We start from the raw sequence: 19,383 nt of genomic DNA on the forward strand, positions 1-19,383 counted from the left end.
GGTTGCATTCGTTGAACGACACCCGAACAATACGGGCGCAAGTCGTCCAGCCATCGTTCAACGAGTGCAACCACCCCCGTTTCAGCTTCGCTGAAACATCCCCTCCTTAAAAAAGGAGGGGAGTTTTCGTTCTACGCCCCCTACCCAATCAACTTCCGCAGCAGCTGCCGCACTTCCGTAGGCGACTCCACATGGAACCGCGCCGACGAATGCGGAGCCGACCCCACCCGCACCGTAAACGCATCCGCAGGCAGCGCCCGGAAAGTGTCCTCATCCGTGCGGTCGTCGCCCAGCGCCAGGATGAAATCGGGGCTATAGTAGCTCAGCCAGCGCGTAGCCGCCGTGCCTTTGTTGATGCCGGCATTTTTGATTTCGAGCACCTTGTTGCCCTCCATCACTTGGAGGTCGGTGTTGGAAGTCATGAAGGTGAGGTGGTTGAGCAGCTCGCGGGCGCGCACGGCCCCCAGTTCCTCATCCACACGGCGGTAGTGCCACACCAGCGAGTAGTCCTTCTCCTCGATGAATGAGCCGGCGGTGCGGGCCACGTACAGCTCCAGCACCGGCAGCAGCTCGCGCTTCCAGTCGTTGCGCATGGCCTGGAAGAGGCTCCACTCGTCGCCCGCCGCCCGCAGCCACACGCCGTGCTCGGCAATGAAGTCGACATGCAGGTCGCCCAGCCACCGTTCCAGCGTATCCCGGTCACGTCCGCTGATGATGACCACGCGGTTCTGCGGGTTGTCGCTCAGCGCCTTTAGTAGCAGGCGCAGCTCCTGGTCGGGCTGTGCGCGCTGCGGGTTGGGGTGGAAGTTGACCAGCGTGCCATCATAATCGAGCAGCAACAGCCGCTGCTTGCTGGCCCGGTAGGCTTCGAGCAGTTGGCCGGTGGGCGCGGGCGTGAGGGTTTCGGTGGCCAGGGTTTGTTGCTTCATTTTGGTATATGCAAGCTGATTGAGGAAGAGTTTGGTCCAGGAAAACACGTTGTAGCGCTGCACCAGGGCCTGCATGGCTGTCATGCGCTGAATCTGGTCTTCCTCGGGCATCACCAAGGCCTCGTGCATGGCCTCAGCCAGCTGGTTGATGTCGGTGGGGTTGATGATGAGAGCATCGGACAGCTCCCGCGCCGCCCCGGCCCGCTCGCTGAGGATAAGCACGCCCTTGTGGTCGGCCTTGCTGGCCACAAATTCTTTGGCCACGAGGTTCATGCCATCACGCATGGGCGTCACCAGCGCCACCTCCGCCAGGCGGTAGAGCGAGGCCAGCTCCTCCAGCGGCAGCGAGCGGTAGAAGTAGTGAATCGGCGTCCAGGCAATGGTGCGGTACGAGGCGTTGATGCGCCCCACCAGCTCGTCGATTTCCACTTTCAGGTCGGCATATTGCGCCACCTGGTCGCGTGAGGGCACCACCAGCATAATCAGGCTCACCTGCTCGCGCCACTCGGGGTAGTTCTGGAGCAGCAGCTCGAACGCCCGCAGGCGCTGGGCAATGCCCTTGGTGTAGTCGAGCCGGTCGATGGACAGGATGACGCGCACGTTGTGCAAGGCCTGGCGGTACGTGGCCTCGTGCTGAATAGCCGCTTCCGAGGCGGCAGCATCGGCGTAGCGCTGGTAGTCGATGCCCATCGGGAAAGCATCGACGCGCACGGCGCGGTGCGCTACCTCAATCTGACCATTCACGGCCGACAGCCCCAACACCTGCGACACGGAACTGAGGAAATGCCGCATATAGCCGAAGGTGTGGAAACCGATGAGGTCGGCCCCCAGCATGCCGCGCAGCAATTCGGCCCGCCACGGCAGCACCCGAATCAGCTCGTAGCTCGGAAACGGGATGTGCAGGAAGAAGCCGATGGTGGCCTCGGGACGGGCTTTGCGCAGCATCTCGGGCAGCAGCAGCAGCTGGTAGTCGTGCACCCAAATGGTGTCCTCCGGACCGGCCTGGGCCAGTACAGCTTCGCAAAATTTCTGATTCACGGCCACGTAGGCATCCCAGTGGGTTTGCTCGTAGGTGGCAAACTGCGTGAAATAGTGGAAAGTGGGCCAGAGCGTGGAATTGCTGAAACCCTCGTAAAAGTCCCTGATTTCGGCCTCCGTCAGAAACACCGGCGACATGCTGTCAGCCTGGAGCTCTTCGGTGACGTATTTTTCTTCCTCCTCGTCGGTCACGAACAGTCCCGGCCAGCCCACCCACACGTTGCCCTCCGCCCGATAAATGGAGCCCAGACCCGTGGCCAACCCGCCTTCGCTGGGCTGAAACGTGAGGCTTTCTTCGGAACGAATGACTTTAGTAGGGAGGCGGTTAGAGACGATTATCGTGCGGGACATAGGCAATGGGATAGGTTGAACAACCTTATGGTTTACGTTAGTTAACCGATTTCAGTCCATATCCTCCCGCTGGCAGCGGCACAACGGCCGCTGATTATCGCCTCAACTGCCCTCCTATTCCGGCCCAATGCCGGGCTTACCGGCCGCCGCCCTACGCGGGCTGCGGCGGGGTGCGCGCCACCGCCAGGTAACCAGCCACGCCCAGCGCTGCCACGGCCGCCAGCCCAAACGTGGGCACCGGCCCCCACCATTGCCACAGCAGGCCCGCGCCGGTGCTGGCACCCAGCGCGGCTAGGCTGCTCAGCCCCGCGAAGGTGCCGAGGGCCGCGCCCGTATCGGGCTTGGCGCACAAGGTGCTGACCCACGCTTTGGCCACGCCCTCGGTAGCCGCCGCGTACACCCCATAAAGCGCAAACAATGCCCCGAAGGCCCGGATATCGTGCACCAGCGCCACGCCGCCGTACACGCCGGCAAATGCCACCAGACCGCCCACCAGCAGGCGGCGCGGCCCCAGGCGGTCGGCCAGGTGCCCCAGGGGCCACGCACTGAGCACGTAGGTCACATTATAGAGAATGTAGAGCCCAATGACAGCCGTGGATGACAACCCGCGCTGCCGGGCCAGCAGCAGCAAAAAGGCATCAGAGCTGTTGAACAGGGCAAATACCAGCAGCGCCCCCACCACCCGCCGGTACCCGGCCGGGGCCAGCCGCCAATACCGAAAAGACGCCCAGAATGGCACCACCGGCCGCCCCGATGGCACGGCCCGCCGCTCGCGCAATGCCAGCGTGATGCCCACCGCCACCAATCCCGGCACAAACGCCCACAAAAACAACGGCCGGAACTGTCCCGGATGCGCCGCCAGCCACAGCAGGGCCGCCAGCGGCCCCAGCACCGCCCCCAGCGTATCCATCGAGCGGTGAAACCCGAACACCTTGCCCCGGTCGGCGGGCGTGGTTTCGTCGGCGAGCAGCGCGTCGCGGGCTCCCGTGCGCAGGCCCTTGCCCAGCCGGTCGAGCGTGCGGGCCAGCAACACCCAGGCCGGGGTGGCCAGCACGGCCATGAGCGGCTTCGAAAGCGCACTCAATCCATAGCCGGCCCGCACAAACGGCACCCGCTGTCCCAGCCGGTCCGACCATTGCCCGAAGTAGCCCTTGCTCAGCCCCGCCACCGCCTCGGCCACGCCCTCCAGCAGCCCAATAAAAAACACTGAAAAGCCGATAGACTGCAGGTACAGCGGCATCACCGGATACAGCATTTCGCTGGCCACATCGGTGCACAGGCTCACGAGCGACAGCAGCCATACGGCCCGGGTGAGGTAGCGAAAGCGGCGCATGGGGCAAGTTAAATAAATTGTCTAGGCCGCCGCACTAGGGGTACGTGTACGGAGTGCCTTATTCCAGCGCGTACGCCAAATCGGCCAGCAGTTCTTCAATTGGTTCGATGCCCACGCTCAGCCGCACCAGCCCGACAGTGATGCCTAGCTCCGCCCGCTGCGCATCCGTCAAAGCTCGGTGCGAGGTGTAGAGCGGGTGCGAACACGACGAATCCACCCCCGCCAGCGACGGCGCGAATGGAAACCGCTCACTCCGCTGCATGAAGCGGTTCACCGCCGCCGCATCATCCGGCAGCCTGAACGAGAGCATCCCACCGAAGCGCCCGCCCCCCTGCACTGTGGCCAGCGCGTGCTGCGGGTGGGTGGGTAGGCCGGGGTAATAAACGGCCTGGACGGCCAGGTGGTCGTTCAGGAAATCAGCTACCTGCCAGGCGTTTTCGCTGTGCGCGGCCACGCGCAGGCGCATGGTTTTCATGCCGCGCACGGCCAGCCAGCTTTCCATCGGGCTCAGCGTAAGGCCGAACACAATGCCGATTTGGCGCAGGCGGGCCACATCCTCGGCGGTGCGGGCCACCACGGCCCCGGCCGTCACGTCGGAGTGGCCGGCCAGGTATTTAGTCACGCTGTGCAGCACGAGGTCGGCCCCGTAGGATAGCGGGCGGGTGAGAACGGGGGTTGAAAATGTGTTATCGACCACCAGTTTCAGGCCGTGGCGGTGGCATTCATCGGCGGCGGCGCGCAGGTCCACCACGCGCAACAGCGGGTTGCTCATCGTCTCGCACAGCAGCAGTTTGGTAGTGGGCTGCACGTAAGCCGCGAGGTCATACAGGCTTTCAAACGGCACATACGTCACCGAAACACCCAGCCGTGACAGCTCCAGATTCAGCAGCGCCGCCGAGCCGCCGTAGATGTCAGCTGCGCACAGCACATGGTCGCCGGCCTGGCAATAGGTTAGCAACGCTGCGAAAATGGCCGCCATGCCCGAGCCCGTGGCTACCGCGCCCGCGCCGCCTTCCCACCGGGCCACGGCGGTGGCTAATTCATCGGAATTTGGATTGCCGTTGCGCGAGTACAGGTAGCGGCTGCCCGGCTCGTCGAAGTATTGCTGCACCGCATCGAGGTCCTCGAATTTGAAAACCGACGTTTGGTAGATGGGGGTGATTTTGGGCTGAATGTTCGGATGGTCCATGAGCGCGGAAGCGGAGCGTGAGGCGCAAAGGTCGGCACGCGCCCGGCTTCGGCGCTATTTCACAGGAGTCTGCATGTGCTGGCGGTTTTCGCGCCGGAACACTTCCATCAACACCATGAAATACGATACCAGCAGCGGCCCCACTACCAGCCCGATGATGCCGAATATCTCCACACCCAGCACGATGCCCACCAGCGTTATCAGCGGGTGAATGTTGCCCATGCGCTTGGCCAGCACGATGCGCAGCACGTTATCAATGTTCATAATCAGGATGAAACCCACCAGCAAAATCCCGATGGCCTGCCCCTTATTCCCCTGCGAAAACTGATACAACGCGGCCGGACCCCATACCAACGGCGTGCCCAGCACCGGCAGAAAAGCCGCAAAAAAGGCTACCACACCCCAGAAAACCGCATCGGGCACCCCAAAAATCAACAGCGTAACGCCCGTCAGCACGCCCTGCACCACCGACACCAGCACCTGCCCCAGCACGTTGGCATTCACGTTGTTTTTCAGCGACTCGCCCAGCTCCTGCAGCGTCTCGTTGCGGAACGGCAGGTAGCGATGCAGCCCCAGCATAAAAAACGTCTCCTGCATAAACATGTAGTACATCGTAAACAGCATCAGGCCCACAATCACCAGGAAGTTGAGTGCGCTGCTGGCCAGCGAGGGCAGCCAACTCGTCACCTTAGCGCCGCCCTGCAACAGCAGCTGGCGTATGTTCACCTGCTCGGTCAGCTTGAAGCCGGTGGCTCTTTCCAGCTTATGAATCACCTCCAACAACCGGTCAGGGTTCTGCGCAAAGGCAATGAGGCGGTCAAGCAGCAGTGAAGTCAGTGCGTAGAACGGAATCACGAGCACCACCACCGTTACCAGCAGAATGCCTCCCGCCACCAGCTGCCGGTTCCAGCGCCGCTCGTGCACCAGCGCTATCCACCACGGCCGAAACACCACGAACAGGATGCCCGCCGCCAGAAAAGCCGTGAGGTACTGCGCCAGCCCAAATATCATCAGCGCCGCGATGCCCACCAGCGAGGCCACCAGCAGCACATACCGCTGCCGCGGGGTGTAAATATTTTCAACGGCAACAAACGGGTCCGAAGATTTCATAAGGAACAAAGGCAAATGGTTTTGCGCGCAATACCGCTATACGGCATTCTTCCGGCTTGGCCGGCTAATATCACAAAAAAAGCCGCTCCTGCCAGGCAGGAGCGGCTTTCAGCCAGCTACTAAAGGTGCTGCGGCGGCGTTAGGCCACTGCGCCTTCGGCCAGCACAATCACGTTGTTGCGCAACACTTCCACCACGCCGCCTTCGATGCGGATAACCTCGCGGCCACCTGCGCCGCCGGTCAGCGTCACGTCGCCGGCTTTGAGGGCAGCAATGAGCGGGGCGTGGTTGTTCAGCACTTCAAACGAGCCATCGGCCCCCGGAAACTGGGCCGACGTCACTTCGCCTTCGAATACCTTGCGGTCGGGGGTGATGATTTCTAGGTGCATATTTTTAAATGAATTGTCAGACTAAAAAAGAACGTCATGCTGAGCTTGTCGAAGCATCTCTACCGCAGCAGTAACTAATTACTTGCGCGGTAGAGATGCTTCGACAAGCTCAGCATGACGTTCCGCCGGACGTTCTTAATTACTTGGCTTCCGCAATCAGGCGCTCGCCTTTGGCCACGGCATCCTCGATGTTACCAACAAGGTTGAAAGCAGCCTCGGGGAGGTGGTCATACTTGCCGTCGATGATTTCGTTGAAGCCTTTGATGGTGTCCTTGATGTCAACGAGTACGCCTTTGAGGCCGGTGAACTGCTCGGCCACGAAGAAGGGCTGCGACAGGAAGCGCTGCACGCGACGGGCGCGGTTTACCACCTGCTTATCCTCTTCCGACAGCTCGTCCATACCAAGGATGGCGATGATATCCTGGAGTTCTTTGTAGCGCTGGAGCAGCTCTTTCACGCGCTGGGCGGTATTGTAGTGCTCGTCGCCGAGGATGTCGGCCGACAGGATGCGCGAGGTCGAGTCCAGCGGGTCAACGGCTGGGTAGATGCCCAGCTCGGCGATTTTGCGGCTCAGTACCGTCGTGGCATCCAAGTGAGCAAAGGTGTTGGCCGGGGCCGGGTCAGTCAAGTCATCAGCAGGCACGTAAACGGCCTGTACCGAGGTAATTGAACCGCGCTTGGTCGAGGTGATACGCTCCTGCATGGCACCCATTTCGGTAGCCAGCGTGGGCTGGTAACCTACGGCCGAAGGCATACGACCCAAGAGAGCCGATACTTCCGAACCCGCCTGCGTGAAGCGGAAAATGTTGTCGATGAAGAACAGGATATCGCGGCCGGCACCGGTGCCGTCGCCATCGCGGAAGCTCTCGGCAATGGTCAGACCCGACAGGGCCACACGGGCACGGGCTCCGGGGGGCTCGTTCATCTGGCCGAACACGAGGGTAGCCTGCGATTTTTCCATCGCCGCCATGTCCACCTTGGTCAGGTCCCAGCCACCTTCTTCCATCGAATGCTTGAAGGCATCGCCGTACAGAATGATGTTGGATTCGATGAATTCGCGCAGCAAATCGTTGCCCTCACGAGTACGCTCGCCCACGCCGGCAAACACCGACAGACCTTCGTAGGCCTTGGCCACGTTGTTGATAAGCTCCTGAATCAGTACGGTTTTACCCACGCCGGCACCACCGAACAAACCAATCTTACCACCCTTTACATAAGGAGCCAGCAAGTCGATAACCTTGATGCCGGTGAAGAATACTTCCGACGAAGTAGCCAGTTCCTCAAACGCCGGGGCGTTGCGGTGAATCGACAAACGCTGGCCGCTCTTGGGCTGCGGAATGCCGTCAATGGCCTGACCAATAACGTTGAACAGGCGGCCTTTCACGCCGTCGCCGGTGGGCATCGAGATGGGCGTACCCAGGTCGCGTACCTCGGCACCGCGGGCCAGGCCCTCGGTCGAGTCCATGGCAATGGTCCGAACCCGGTCCTCGCCCAAGTGCTGCTGGCACTCCAGTACCACTACCTGGCCGTTCTCTTTGGTTACTTCGAGGGCGTCGAGGATGTTAGGCAGCTTCGTGTTTTCACCCGCGAAGCTTACGTCCACGACGGGTCCGATAACCTGGGTGATTTTGCCGGTATTGGCCATTTGGTTGTATTTATGATGAAGTTGATGCTCTTTTCAGGCCGCAAAATTACGCTAGGGCCGCCGGTTTTCCAACCACAACGTTTGCGGCAGCCGGCACAATCAGAAACAAACGCAAACCACCCTATCCTATGAAAATCAGGCACCAATGAACGGAAACCCGCTTTCCGGGCCGATGCCGCAGATTTTTTCTTCAAATTTTTTTCAAAAAATCCTTGCGCCGAATTTTTCCGGTAGTACATTTGCACTCCCAAACGGCACGTAGCCAACTGGGAAATTGTCCGATGGTGTAACTGGCAACACGCTTGATTTTGATTCAAGAAAGTCCAGGTTCGAGCCCTGGTCGGACAACGACAAAGCTCGAGTAAATGCAAAGGCGCTGGCTTCTCCAATTTCCGGAGTGGTCAGCGCCTTTCGCTTTTCTATCCTTTCCGGTTTTCATGGCCTCCCCCCTGGCAGGCTTCCGTACACCAACTCATTATCAGCACCTTCCCCTATGAAACAGGTCAAAATATTCGCCGGCAGCGCTTCGCGTGAGCTCGGCGAAAAGATTGCCGCCGCCTACGGCACCACCCTCGGCGACCTCAGCCTCCAGCGCTTCGCCGACAACGAAATGGGGCCGAGCTTCAATGAAAGCGTGCGTGGCTGCGAGGTATTCCTCGTGCAAAGCACCTTCCCGCCCGCCGAGCACCTCATGGAGCTCATGCTGATGGTGGACGCCGCCAAGCGCGCCTCGGCCCACAAGGTCGTCATCGTGATGCCCTACATGGGCTACGCCCGCCAGGACCGCAAGGACAAGCCCCGCGTAAGCATCGGGGCCAAGGTGGTGGCCAACATCATCCAGAGCGTGGGCACCGACCGCCTGATGACCTGCGACCTGCACGCCGGCCAGATTCAGGGCTTCTTCGATATCCCCGTCGACCATCTCGACGGCGCCACCGTCACGGCCCCCTACATTAAGTCGCTGAACCTGGAAAATCTGATTTTCGCTTCGCCCGACGTGGGCGGCGTGGTGCGTACCCGCGCCTTTGCCAAGAAATTCGGGGCTGAAATCGTAGTCTGCGATAAGATGCGGATACGGGCCAATGAAATTGCCTCAATGCAGGTGATTGGCGACGTGAAAGGCATGGACGTGGTGTTTGTGGATGATATGGTGGACACTGCCGGCACCATCTGCAAAGCCGCCGAGTTGGTGATGGAGCGCGGGGCCCGCTCGGTGCGCGCCGTGGTGACTCACCCGCTGCTCAGCGGCCCGGCCCACGACCGCATCCGCGCCTCGGCCCTCACGGAGCTGATTACGACCGACACGATTCCCCTACGGCAGGAGAATGAGAAAATCCGGGTGATTTCGCTAGCTCCGCTATTTGCGGCGGCTATTCGGAACGTGGTGACGCACGAGAGCATCAGCTCTTTGTTTGTGTAAAGTCGACTGTCATTGCGAGTGGAGCGCAGCGCGGCAATCCGTCCTCTCAAACTTAGACACGTTCTTTTACCAGAAAGCCCCGGTACTTCATAGTATCGGGGCTTTCTGTTGTTAAAAAGGGCTTTATCAAATCTCGGGATTTGTCACCCTGGGAGGACGGATTGCCGCGTTGCGCTACGCTTCACTCGCAATGACAGCCGACTTTGGCACAATTTTGTAGAAACCACTTCCTAACTGGAACCTTTTTCTGCAAACCTGATGAACAAGCTTTACACCTCCGCTTCCACCCTTTTAGCCGCGCTGCTGCTCAGTGCCTGCGCGTCGTCGGTCCACATTCGGGCGCTGGCCCCGGCGGCGGTGCCCATGCCTGCCAACCTGCAAAGCGTGGCCACCGCCAACCGCATTATCCCGGAATCACGCCGCGATAAATTCTTCGACGTTATGGAAGGAGCCTTCACCGGCGAGGGCATTGGCGTGGACCGCGCCGGGGCCGATGAATGCGTGAACGTGGTAGGCCAGGCGCTGGCTAATAACAGCTACCGTTTCAAGGTGACGCAGGCGCAACTGCAGTTGCTGGGTCGCAGCCGCGAGTTTTTCCTGCCGCCGCTGGCCCCGCGCTACGTGCAGGACCTGTGCCGCCGCACGCAGGTTGACGGTTTGGTGGTGCTCGAAGCCTTCGACTCCGATATGCTGCTGAGCCACACCAACGGCTTCCGTACCTTCAAAGACAAGGAAGGCAAGGAGCAAAAAGTGCCCACCGTGCACGTGGAAATGGTGATGAAAATCGTGAGCGGCTTCCGCACCTACGGCGCGGCTCAGGGCTTCGTACTCGACCAGGCCCGGCAGGAAGACCAGCTGGTTTTCACCGGCAACGCGGATACCTACCCCGCCGCTCTGCGTCAACTGCCGCCGCCCGAGGAGTGCATCCGCCGGGTGGCCCAGCGGGCCGGCGATGGCTACGCCCGCCGCATCGCGCCGTCCTACGTCGACCTGAACCGGGATTATTTCACGCAGGCTAAAAAGGACGTCCGCATGAAAGAAGCCGCCCAGCGCGCCGAAGCCGGCGACTGGGCCGGAGCCGCCACGCTCTGGCAGCAGTCGGCGCGCCACCTCAACCCCAAAATTGCCGGCCGGTCCTTCTACAATCTGGCCGTGGCCAGCGAGGTGCGCGGCGACCTGCCGGGGGCCATCGACTGGGCCAAAAAGGCGGCTTTCACCTGCAACAACGCCCAGGCCCGCCAGTACCTGCGTGTGCTGAACGACCGGATGCAGGCCCAAGCCGTGGTGCAGGAGCAATTGAAGAGCGTGCCGACCGTGGACTAGCGCTGGCGGCTTTTCTTCGTAACAGGTTGGCTTTTCGGCCGATTTACCCCTACCTTTGCGGCCCGTTTGCCCCCAACGTTGGGAGCGAACGGGCCATTTTTCATCCCCAAAAACCACTTTTATGAAAAGCCTCGAGATTGTAGGGTTTAAAAGAGCGAATCTCGGTAAAACGGACGCCAAGGCATTGCGCCTCGACGCTCAAGTACCGTGCGTATTGTATGGCGGCAAGGACACCGTGCACTTCTCTGTGCCCGCTATCCTGTTCCGCGAGTTGTTGTATACGCCGGAGGCTCACATCGTGGACCTGAACGTGGAAGGCGCTATGTACAAGGCTATTGTGCAGGACGCCCAGTTCCACCCCGTAAACGAAATGCTCCTCCACGTTGACTTCCTCGAGTTGGAAGAAGGCAAAGAGGTGAAAATGGACATCCCCGTGAAGTACGTAGGCGTTTCGCCGGGCGTATTGGCCGGTGGCAAACTGGTGAGCAAGCTGCGCAAAGTGCGCGTGCGTGCCACGATGGACAACCTCCCCGACTACGTGGAAGTGAACATCGGCACCATGGAGCTGGGCAAATCCATCAAGGTAGGTGCCGTGGAGCCGAAGGGTTACACCATCCTCACCAGCGCGGAGGCTCCCATCGCCACCATCACCATCCCGCGTGCCCTGAAAGGCGAGCTGGCTGGCAACAAGTAATTCTTTTGCCCGCGATACGCCCACATTCCGGGAATATTCGGACGAATACAAAAAGCCGCTCCAATTTTGGGGCGGCTTTTTAGTTACCTCAATATGCGCCGCGCCCTGGCCGGTGGTTTCTTGTTGATTGAATTGATATGAAATTTTTGGTTCTCTGCCTGGGCAACATTGGCCCCGAATACGCCGACACCCGCCACAACATCGGCTTCATGGTGGCCGATTACCTGGCCGCCAAATTTGACGCGCCCCGCTTCGAAATCGGCCGCCATGCCTTCACCACTGAGTTTAAGCACAAAGGCCACACCTACGTGTTGGTGAAACCCACCACCTACATGAATCTGAGCGGCAAAGCTGCCGCCCACTGGCTGGCCACGCTGAAAATCACGGCCGAAAACATGGTGGTAGTGACCGATGACCTGGCCCTCCCCTTCGGCAAGTTGCGTCTGAAGGGCCAGGGCTCGGCCGGAGGGCACAATGGCTTGAAGGATATTCAGGCCACGCTCGGCACCGATGTGTATACCCGCCTGCGTTTTGGTGTGGACGCGAATTTTCCCAAAGGCCGGCAGGTGGATTATGTACTGGACCCGTTTTCGAAGGATGAATTAATTGAATTGCCTACGCGCATTGAAAAAGCCGGTGAGGCAGTTTTAGCGTTCGGTGCAATGGGCTTGGAACGGGCTATGAACATTGTGAACGTGAAGTAATTCGTGTACTAAACACCATAAAAAAGGCTCATCGGAACAATTCGGATGAGCCTTTTTTATGCAATCAAACGAGCAGTTTACGCCACTCCGCTGCCGTTGCGCACGGGCTTGCTGGGCTGCATGAGTGCGAGGCTGCCGTCGGCGTTTTCGGCCATCAGCAGCATGCCCTGGCTTTTGATGCCTTTGATTTCGCGGGGCGCGAGGTTGAGCAATACCTGCACCTGCTGGCCAATCAGGGCCTCGGGGATGAAATACTCCGCAATACCACTCACGATGGTGCGTTCTTCCAGGCCCAGGTCGACGGTGAGTTTGAGCAGCTTTTTGGTTTTGGCTACTTTTTCGGCCGCTGTGATGGTGCCGATGCGCAAATCCATCTGGCCGAAATCATCGAAGGAAATATCGTCTTTTGCCGGCGTCACGGGTGTGTTGGCGAGTTGATTTTCCTTTTTGGTATCGAGCAATTTCTGCACCTGCGTTTCAACCACGGCATCTTCAATTTTACCGAAGAGCAGCGCGGCTTCGCGCAACTGGTGACCGGCAGTGAGGGCATCGGGACGGCCGGCGCTGGCCCAGTTGCCCAGTTCCAGGTTGAGCATGGTGGCCAGTTTCCGGGCCGATTCGGGCAGGAAAGGCTCCAGTAGCGGGGCCAGGCCAGCCGCGATTTGCAGCGACACATTCAGCACGGTGCCGGTGCGGGCGGCATCGGTTTTGATGAGGTGCCAGGGCTGGGTTTCGGCGAGGTATTTATTGCCGAGGCGCGCCAGGTTAATTACTTCGGCCAGTGCGTCGCGGAAACGGTAATTCTCAATCAGCTCGCCAATTTTAGCCGGAAATTCGGACGCTTGGGCCAATGTAACCCGGTCAATGTCCTGCAATTCACTTATTGCTGGCACTTTGCCTTCGAAGAATTTGTGCGTGAGCACGGCGGCACGGTTTACGAAATTGCCGAGCGTGGCGACTAATTCGTTGTTATTACGCGCTTGAAAATCCTTCCAGGTGAAGTCGTTATCCTTGGTTTCGGGAGCATTGGCACACAGTACGTAGCGCAATACGTCGGCTTGGCCAGGGAAATCGGCCAAGTATTCGTGCAGCCACACGGCCCAGTTGCGCGAAGTGCTGATTTTATCGCCTTCGAGGTTTAGGAATTCGTTGGCGGGCACGTTATCCGGCAGAATAAATTCGCCGTGCGCCTTCAGCATCGTCGGGAAAATAATGCAGTGGAAAACGATGTTATCCTTGCCGATAAAATGCACCAGTTTCGAGCCGGCATCTTTCCAGTATAATTCCCACTCTTCTGGGAAGGCTTCTTTGGTGGCAGAAATGTAGCCAATAGGCGCATCAAACCACACGTAGAGCACTTTTCCTTCGGCTCCGGGCACCGGCACGGGCACGCCCCAGTCGAGGTCGCGCGTCACGGCGCGGGGGTGCAGGCCCTGGTCAATCCAAGATTTGCACTGGCCGTAAACGTTGGTTTTCCAGTCGTTTTTGTGGCCTTCAATTATCCATTCGCGCAGCCAGGGCTCGTATTGGTCGAGAGGCAAAAACCAGTGCTTAGTATCGCGCAATATCGGCTGGTTGCCGCTGAGCATGGAGCGCGGATTAATTAATTCCGTCGGGCTGAGCGAGGTGCCGCAGCGCTCGCACTGGTCGCCGTAGGCATTTTCGTTGCCACAGTTTGGGCAGGTGCCCACGATGTAGCGGTCGGCCAGAAATTGCTGAGCTTTTTCGTCGAAATATTGCTGCGTGGTTTGCTCGATGAATTTGCCTTCGTTGTTCAGCTTGGTGAAAAAGCTGCTGGAAACCTCGGCGTGCGTGGGCGACGAAGTGCGCGAATACACATCAAACGACACGTTGAAATCTTTGAACGAATCGCGAATCAGGGCGTGGTATTTGTCCACCACTTGCTGCGGCGTAACGCCTTCTTTCTGGGCGCGAATGGTGATGGGAACGCCGTGCTCATCGGAACCGCAAATAAATTTCACATCCCGGCCGGCTGAGCGCAGGTAGCGCACATAAATGTCGGCGGGCAAATAAACCCCGGCCAAATGCCCGATGTGTACCGGCCCGTTGGCATAGGGCAAAGCAGCAGTAACGGTGTAGCGCTTAGGAAGAAGTGACATAAAAAATCAGAAGTAAAAAGGCGGGGACGCGAAGGATATTTTTCACAGAAAAACAGGGCAATTATTCCCCTCCGCAAAGAAACGATTAAAAAAAGTACAGAATTAAATCAACAAAAAAACCGGGCAAACCGTTTGACGCTTAAATGATTTTATATTTGAGTGCGCTTAATTAAAATATAGCGCCATCTAATCGACTTCCTTTCGCCTCTTTCACCCTTCACCAACCAATTTTTTTCAGATGAAAAAACCTGCTTCTCCGGTTAAAACGGAAAAACGTGCTAAACGCACGCCGGAAGAAAAATCAGCTCGTAAATCGGCCAAAAGCGCAAGCCGCGCTTCCGCTGACCTGAACGACGACCGCGCCAGCAAAAAAGCCAGCCAGAAGAAGTCGCTGAAGTCGGCCGCCAAGCAATTGCAAAAGGAGTTGAACGCCCGTATGAATGAAGTGGTGACACGCATTCGCAAAGAAACGAAGGCCAAGCTGAAGGAAGTGGTGAAAGAGGCCACGCGCCGCCTCGACGGCGACACGGAGCGCATGTTTGAGCAGGCCCTGCACACCATCGTGCGCCACTACGATTCAGTATCCGGCCCCGCTGCCGCCGACAATGGCCAGAATGCTGCTGCTGCTACCTCTGCCGCTGGCAAATCTGCCCGAGGCAGCAAAAAAGGCCCGACGCTGAACAAGGACGGCACCCCCCGCAAACCCCGCGCCCCCCGCGCCGGCGATGAAGCCGCTACCGAAACTGCTGCTGCCGCTCCGGCTGCCAGCGGCCGGGGCCGTAAGCCCACTGCCACGGCAGCCAAAGCCAAAACCACCGGTGCCAAGCGCGGTCCCAAGCCGGCCGCCGCTACCGCCGCCGCCAGCACGGGTGCCAAGCGTGGCCCCAAGCCGCGCGTTCAGGCCGCCCCCGCGCCGGAGCCCGAAGCAACCGGCGTATTGAACTCGGCCGATAGCCCCAGCACCGGCGAAGTAAGCGAATAGCCTGCTTCAGCCATTGCCTGGCTAGTGGCAAAAAGCCCGCTCCGAATAATTCGGGGCGGGCTTTTTTTATTAATGCCACCAAAGGCTTTTCAGGGCCGGCGGGCAGTGTCCAGCGGCGTGGGGGCGTTGGTATTGAGGCGTTGCAGGCGGGTTTCGGGCGTGGTGTTGTTGGGGTCGTTGGTGTTCACGTTTTCGATGCGCTTCTGGCTGTTGATATCGGCGGCCTGCTCGCCGAGGCGCACGCGGTTGGGCGTGGCATCGGGCACGGCGTAGCCATTGCTGGTGCCCGCGCCGTTGCTGTTGTAGATGGCGCGGCGGTCGGCATCGGTGCGGACCTCGGTGGGTACCGAGGTGGGCGCGGCGTTTTCGGAGGTTTGCTCCGAAACCGAGCAGGCTGAGAGCAAGGCGGCAGCCCCGAGCGCCAGCCAGGGACGGGCGGTGAATAGTTGGGAAGTCAGCATGGCCGATAAGTAAAAAGGAGGCAGCCAAGTGGCTGCCTCCTTCAAACGGTGAGCGGGGCTCAGTAGTTTACTGATTTACGCCAATGTGGGGCTTGCCTGGGTGGGCTTGATGCCATCCCAGAGGGCCATGCGGGCTTCCAGGCATTCGATAGTGACTTGCTGGGCTTCCTGCCAGCACTGGGGGTCGTCGGCGCACAGCTCGCGCACCATTTGCTGGGCCAGCGGGGCGTGCACTTCCTCATCGAGCTCGATGTGGCGGTCGAGGTAATACACGAACGTGTCGAGCTGGCCGGGAAACCGGTCGCGCAACTCACCCACCAGCTGACGGAACATAGCCGGAATCAGGTCCTCGCGGCCGAAGGTGAAAGCGGCAGCTACCGCGTGCGCCTTGCCGGATTGAATGATGCGGAACGTGGTTTCGACAAACTGGCGCACCGAATCCGGAGCCTGTGCATCGGTAAGCGCCTGGGAAACGGTGCGGCCGGCCCCCACGGCCGCCACCAGGCGGCGGATGGGCAGCGTGTTAGCCCCGCATTCTTCCATGGCCCGCACGTAGAGCTCGAAATGACTGATGGGCTGGCCCTGCGGGTCAAGGTCGGTTTCCTCGCCCAGCACAATTTCGTTGATGAGGCGGCGCGTGGCGGGGTTGGCGGTGGGCACCCATGGCACATCCACGCAGGTTAAATCGCGTTGCAGAGCCTTGAGCAGCGACATGAAATCCCACACGGCAAAGATGTGGTGCTCCATGAACTGGCGCAGGTCGGCCATGGTCTGGAGGCGGTAGTAAAGCCCGTTGTTGAGCAGTAGCTGGCGGGTACTAGCCACTTCCTGCTGCAAAAATTCGATGGGGTCCAGTACTGCTTCCATATGGCAATTTATATTATAACTATTTAAATACAACCAATTCGCTATTATTCCCAACGGCAGGCTGCTGAAAATGGTTTATACAAACGAAAAACCCTTTGGACTGGATTGCCAAAGGGTTTCGATTTGTTAATTTTCCCAGAAAATCACCAGGGTTTCTTTTATTTCTTCTCAAATACCAGCGCGTTGCCGTCCATGCAGTAGCGCTGGCCGGTGGGCTTGGGGCCGTCGTTGAAAACGTGGCCGAGGTGGCCGCCGCATTTGGCACACACAATCTCGTCGCGGCTCATGCCGAAGCTGTTATCGGAGGCAATTTTGACGCTGGTAGCGGTGGCTGGCGCGAAGAAACTGGGCCAGCCGGTGCCCGACTCAAACTTGGTATCGGAAGTGAAAAGCAGGTTGTGGTCGGCGGCGCAGTAGTAGTTGCCGGCGGCGTGGTTGTCGTGGTATTTGCCGGTGAAGGGCCGCTCGGTGCCCTGCTCGCGCAGGATGTAGTATTGGTCGGGCGTGAGGATTTTCTTCCACTCGGCGTCGGTGTGGCGCACCGGAAATTCGTCGGGTTTACCGGTCACGGGCTGGGGCTGGAAGTAGGTTTTGCCGGCGATGGTGCGAGCCGGGCGCGGCGTATTGGCGGCTACATCACGCTTCTGCGAGCAGGCCGAATTGAGCGAAAGCACCGAAACAAGTAATAAGAGCAGGGAAAAACGCATGGCTGAGGTTGGGTTTAAAGGCACGTGGACTACATACGGTGGCGGGGCCGGGTTTGGTCGGCCAGGTAGACGAAAGAAGGCCGGGAACCTTACGCCTTAGCTAATCGATTTAGGGCGACAGGCTTGGCTGCGTAGCGGGGTGCAGCAGCGGGGCTCGTGTTAATAGTTGAGTACCACAAGGCTTTGCGCTATTTTATCCGTACCTTTGCACCCGCAAAACCAACCCATATGGCCAACAATATTCGGAACATTGCCATCATCGCTCACGTTGACCACGGCAAGACGACCCTAGTGGATAAGATTATCCACGCTTCCAAGATTTTCGACGCGCACCAGCACTTCGACGACCTGATTCTCGACGACAACCCCCTGGAGCGCGAGCGTGGCATTACCATCGTTTCCAAAAACGTATCGGTACGCTACAACGGCACCAAAATCAACATCATCGACACCCCTGGTCACGCCGACTTCGGCGGTGAGGTAGAGCGTGTGTTGAAGCTGGCCGACGGCGTGCTGCTGCTCGTGGATGCCTTCGAAGGCGCCATGCCGCAGACCCGCTTCGTGCTCGGCAAAGCCATTGCCCTGGGCCTGAAGCCCATTGTGGTGGTGAACAAAGTGGACAAGGAAAACTGCCGCCCCGACGAGGTGCACGAGCAAGTTTTCGACCTCATGTTCAACCTCGGCGCTTCGGAAGACCAGCTTGATTTCGTGACCTTGTACGGTTCGTCGAAGCAGGGCTGGATGAGCACCGACTGGAAAGTTAAAACCGACAACTTGATTCCGCTGCTCGACGCGGTTATCTCGTCGATTCCGCCCGCGCCGACCTTGGAAGGCACGCCCCAGATGCAGATTACCTCGCTCGACTACTCGTCGTTCGTGGGTCGTATCGCCATCGGCCGCGTGCACCGCGGTACGCTGCGTGAGGGTTCTAACATGAGCCTGATGAAGGCTGATGGCACCATCAAAAAAGTAAAAATCCGCGAGTTGCACGTATTTGAAGGCCTCGGCCGCGTGAAAGTGGCAGAAGTAGCAAGCGGCGAAATCTGCGCCGTATCGGGCATTGAAGGCTTCGATATTGGTGATACGCTGGCTGACTTCGAGAACCCGGAGGCACTGGAGCGCATCAGCATCGACGAGCCGACGATGAACATGTTGTTCACTATCAACAACTCGCCGTTCTTCGGTAAGGAAGGTAAGTTTGTGACTTCGCGTCACTTGCGTGACCGTCTGTTCAAGGAGACCGAGAAAAACCTCGCTCTGCGCGTGCAGGCCACCGATAAGGAGGATTCGTTCCTCGTGTTTGGCCGCGGCATTCTTCACTTGTCGGTACTCATCGAAACGATGCGCCGCGAGGGTTATGAGCTGCAAGTAGGTCAGCCCCAGGTTATTTTCAAGGAAGATGACAACGGCAAACGCCAAGAGCCCATTGAGCTATTGGTAGTGGACGTGCCCGAGGAATCGGCCGGCAAGGTGATTGAGCTGGTGAGCATGCGCAAAGGCGAAATGACCATCATGGAGCCTAAGGGCGACCTCCAGCACTTGGAATTCATGATTCCGTCGCGCGGCCTGATTGGCCTGCGTAACAACGTGCTGACCGCTACCGGCGGTGAAGCCATCATGAACCACCGTTTTGTGGACTATGAGGACCACAAAGGCACCATCCCCGGCCGTATTGCTGGTTCGCTGATTTCGCTGGAAACCGGCGCTGGCACGGCTTACACGATTGACAAGCTGCAGGACCGTGGCTCGTTCTTCGTGGACCCGGGCGAAGAAGTGTACGGCGGCCAGGTTATCGGCGAGCACACGCGCCCCAATGACCTGACGGTGAACATCCAGAAAGGCAAGAAGCTGACCAACATGCGTGCCTCGGGTACGGATGACAACGCGAAGATTGTTCCCAAGCGTCAGTTCTCGCTGGAAGAAGCCATGGAATACATCCAGAAGGATGAGTACCTGGAGGTGACGCCGAAGTCGATTCGGATGCGCAAGATTCTGCTCGACGAAAACGAGCGTCTGCGCTACGCCAAGCAGGCTGACTAATTGTCATCCGCTTTTTATAATAAGCAAAATGCCCAGCTTCGGAGTCCGAGGCTGGGCATTTTGCTTATGAAGCAGGTATGAA

At 59.0% G+C, this 19,383-nt stretch carries 16 protein-coding genes and 1 tRNA gene; 7 read left to right on the forward strand and 10 right to left on the reverse strand.

The window, feature by feature from the left end; translation table 11 throughout:
- Nucleotides 1–140 precede the first annotated feature (140 nt).
- The 6 genes from ACYU70_RS09300 to atpD all read right to left on the reverse strand — a co-directional run bounded on the left by ACYU70_RS09300 (nucleotide 141) and on the right by atpD (nucleotide 7,983).
- Nucleotides 141–2,318: a bifunctional alpha,alpha-trehalose-phosphate synthase (UDP-forming)/trehalose-phosphatase gene (locus ACYU70_RS09300; RefSeq protein WP_342300530.1), complete on the reverse strand. Its 2,178-nt coding sequence runs from the start codon at nucleotides 2,316–2,318 to the stop codon at nucleotides 141–143.
- 151 nt (nucleotides 2,319–2,469) lie between these two features.
- Nucleotides 2,470–3,651: an MFS transporter gene (locus tag ACYU70_RS09305; protein ID WP_342300529.1), complete on the reverse strand. Its 1,182-nt coding sequence runs from the start codon at nucleotides 3,649–3,651 to the stop codon at nucleotides 2,470–2,472.
- A 58-nt stretch (nucleotides 3,652–3,709) separates the two neighbouring features.
- Complete coding sequence (locus ACYU70_RS09310; RefSeq protein WP_342300527.1) at nucleotides 3,710–4,840, reverse strand: trans-sulfuration enzyme family protein; 1,131 nt, start codon at nucleotides 4,838–4,840, stop codon at nucleotides 3,710–3,712.
- A gap of 54 nt (nucleotides 4,841–4,894) precedes the next feature.
- Nucleotides 4,895–5,950 carry an AI-2E family transporter gene (locus ACYU70_RS09315; protein WP_342300525.1) on the reverse strand — a complete coding sequence of 352 codons (1,056 nt, stop codon included), beginning with the start codon at nucleotides 5,948–5,950 and terminating at the stop codon, nucleotides 4,895–4,897.
- Between the two features lie 139 nt (nucleotides 5,951–6,089).
- Nucleotides 6,090–6,338 (reverse strand): ATP synthase F1 subunit epsilon, encoded by a 249-nt coding sequence (atpC, locus tag ACYU70_RS09320; RefSeq protein ID WP_201979212.1) that lies wholly within the window; start codon nucleotides 6,336–6,338, stop codon nucleotides 6,090–6,092.
- 139 nt (nucleotides 6,339–6,477) lie between these two features.
- Nucleotides 6,478–7,983, reverse strand: coding sequence for a F0F1 ATP synthase subunit beta (atpD, locus tag ACYU70_RS09325; RefSeq protein ID WP_342300523.1), 1,506 nt, complete (start codon nucleotides 7,981–7,983; stop codon nucleotides 6,478–6,480).
- A 275-nt stretch (nucleotides 7,984–8,258) separates the two neighbouring features.
- On the opposite strand from atpD, the gene ACYU70_RS09330 reads away from it, so the two are divergent.
- The 5 genes from ACYU70_RS09330 to pth all read left to right on the forward strand — a co-directional run bounded on the left by ACYU70_RS09330 (nucleotide 8,259) and on the right by pth (nucleotide 12,124).
- Nucleotides 8,259–8,331 (forward strand) — tRNA-Gln (locus ACYU70_RS09330).
- Between the two features lie 145 nt (nucleotides 8,332–8,476).
- Nucleotides 8,477–9,403, forward strand: coding sequence for a ribose-phosphate pyrophosphokinase (locus ACYU70_RS09335; protein WP_342300522.1), 927 nt, complete (start codon nucleotides 8,477–8,479; stop codon nucleotides 9,401–9,403).
- A 258-nt stretch (nucleotides 9,404–9,661) separates the two neighbouring features.
- The gene (locus tag ACYU70_RS09340; RefSeq protein ID WP_342300520.1) at nucleotides 9,662–10,726 is read left to right on the forward strand and encodes a DUF6340 family protein; all 1,065 of its coding nucleotides are present in this window, start codon (nucleotides 9,662–9,664) and stop codon (nucleotides 10,724–10,726) included.
- Between the two features lie 121 nt (nucleotides 10,727–10,847).
- On the forward strand, nucleotides 10,848–11,420 hold the full coding sequence (locus tag ACYU70_RS09345) for a 50S ribosomal protein L25/general stress protein Ctc (protein WP_342300518.1): 573 nt from the start codon (nucleotides 10,848–10,850) through the stop codon (nucleotides 11,418–11,420).
- Between the two features lie 137 nt (nucleotides 11,421–11,557).
- The gene (gene pth / locus ACYU70_RS09350) at nucleotides 11,558–12,124 is read left to right on the forward strand and encodes an aminoacyl-tRNA hydrolase (protein ID WP_342300516.1); all 567 of its coding nucleotides are present in this window, start codon (nucleotides 11,558–11,560) and stop codon (nucleotides 12,122–12,124) included.
- Between the two features lie 77 nt (nucleotides 12,125–12,201).
- Here the strand turns inward: pth and metG are convergent, their stop codons facing one another.
- Entirely contained in the window at nucleotides 12,202–14,244 is a 2,043-nt protein-coding gene (gene metG, locus ACYU70_RS09355; RefSeq protein WP_342300514.1) for a methionine--tRNA ligase, read from the reverse strand.
- A 238-nt stretch (nucleotides 14,245–14,482) separates the two neighbouring features.
- Here metG and ACYU70_RS09360 point away from each other — a divergent pair, with 238 nt between their 5' ends.
- Nucleotides 14,483–15,226, forward strand: coding sequence for a hypothetical protein (locus ACYU70_RS09360; protein ID WP_342300513.1), 744 nt, complete (start codon nucleotides 14,483–14,485; stop codon nucleotides 15,224–15,226).
- Nucleotides 15,227–15,315: 89 nt separating this feature from the next.
- Here the strand turns inward: ACYU70_RS09360 and ACYU70_RS09365 are convergent, their stop codons facing one another.
- The 3 genes from ACYU70_RS09365 to msrB form a co-directional block, all read right to left on the reverse strand.
- The gene (locus ACYU70_RS09365) at nucleotides 15,316–15,687 is read right to left on the reverse strand and encodes a hypothetical protein (protein WP_342300512.1); all 372 of its coding nucleotides are present in this window, start codon (nucleotides 15,685–15,687) and stop codon (nucleotides 15,316–15,318) included.
- 75 nt (nucleotides 15,688–15,762) lie between these two features.
- Entirely contained in the window at nucleotides 15,763–16,554 is a 792-nt protein-coding gene (locus tag ACYU70_RS09370) for a DUF3050 domain-containing protein (protein ID WP_342300510.1), read from the reverse strand.
- Between the two features lie 158 nt (nucleotides 16,555–16,712).
- On the reverse strand, nucleotides 16,713–17,261 hold the full coding sequence (gene msrB, locus ACYU70_RS09375; protein ID WP_342300509.1) for a peptide-methionine (R)-S-oxide reductase MsrB: 549 nt from the start codon (nucleotides 17,259–17,261) through the stop codon (nucleotides 16,713–16,715).
- 228 nt (nucleotides 17,262–17,489) lie between these two features.
- Between msrB and typA the strand changes: the two genes are divergently transcribed.
- Nucleotides 17,490–19,301 carry a translational GTPase TypA gene (typA, locus tag ACYU70_RS09380; RefSeq protein ID WP_342300507.1) on the forward strand — a complete coding sequence of 604 codons (1,812 nt, stop codon included), beginning with the start codon at nucleotides 17,490–17,492 and terminating at the stop codon, nucleotides 19,299–19,301.
- The last annotated feature ends 82 nt before the right edge of the window (nucleotides 19,302–19,383 follow it).

This window comes from Hymenobacter segetis (assembly GCF_054776495.1).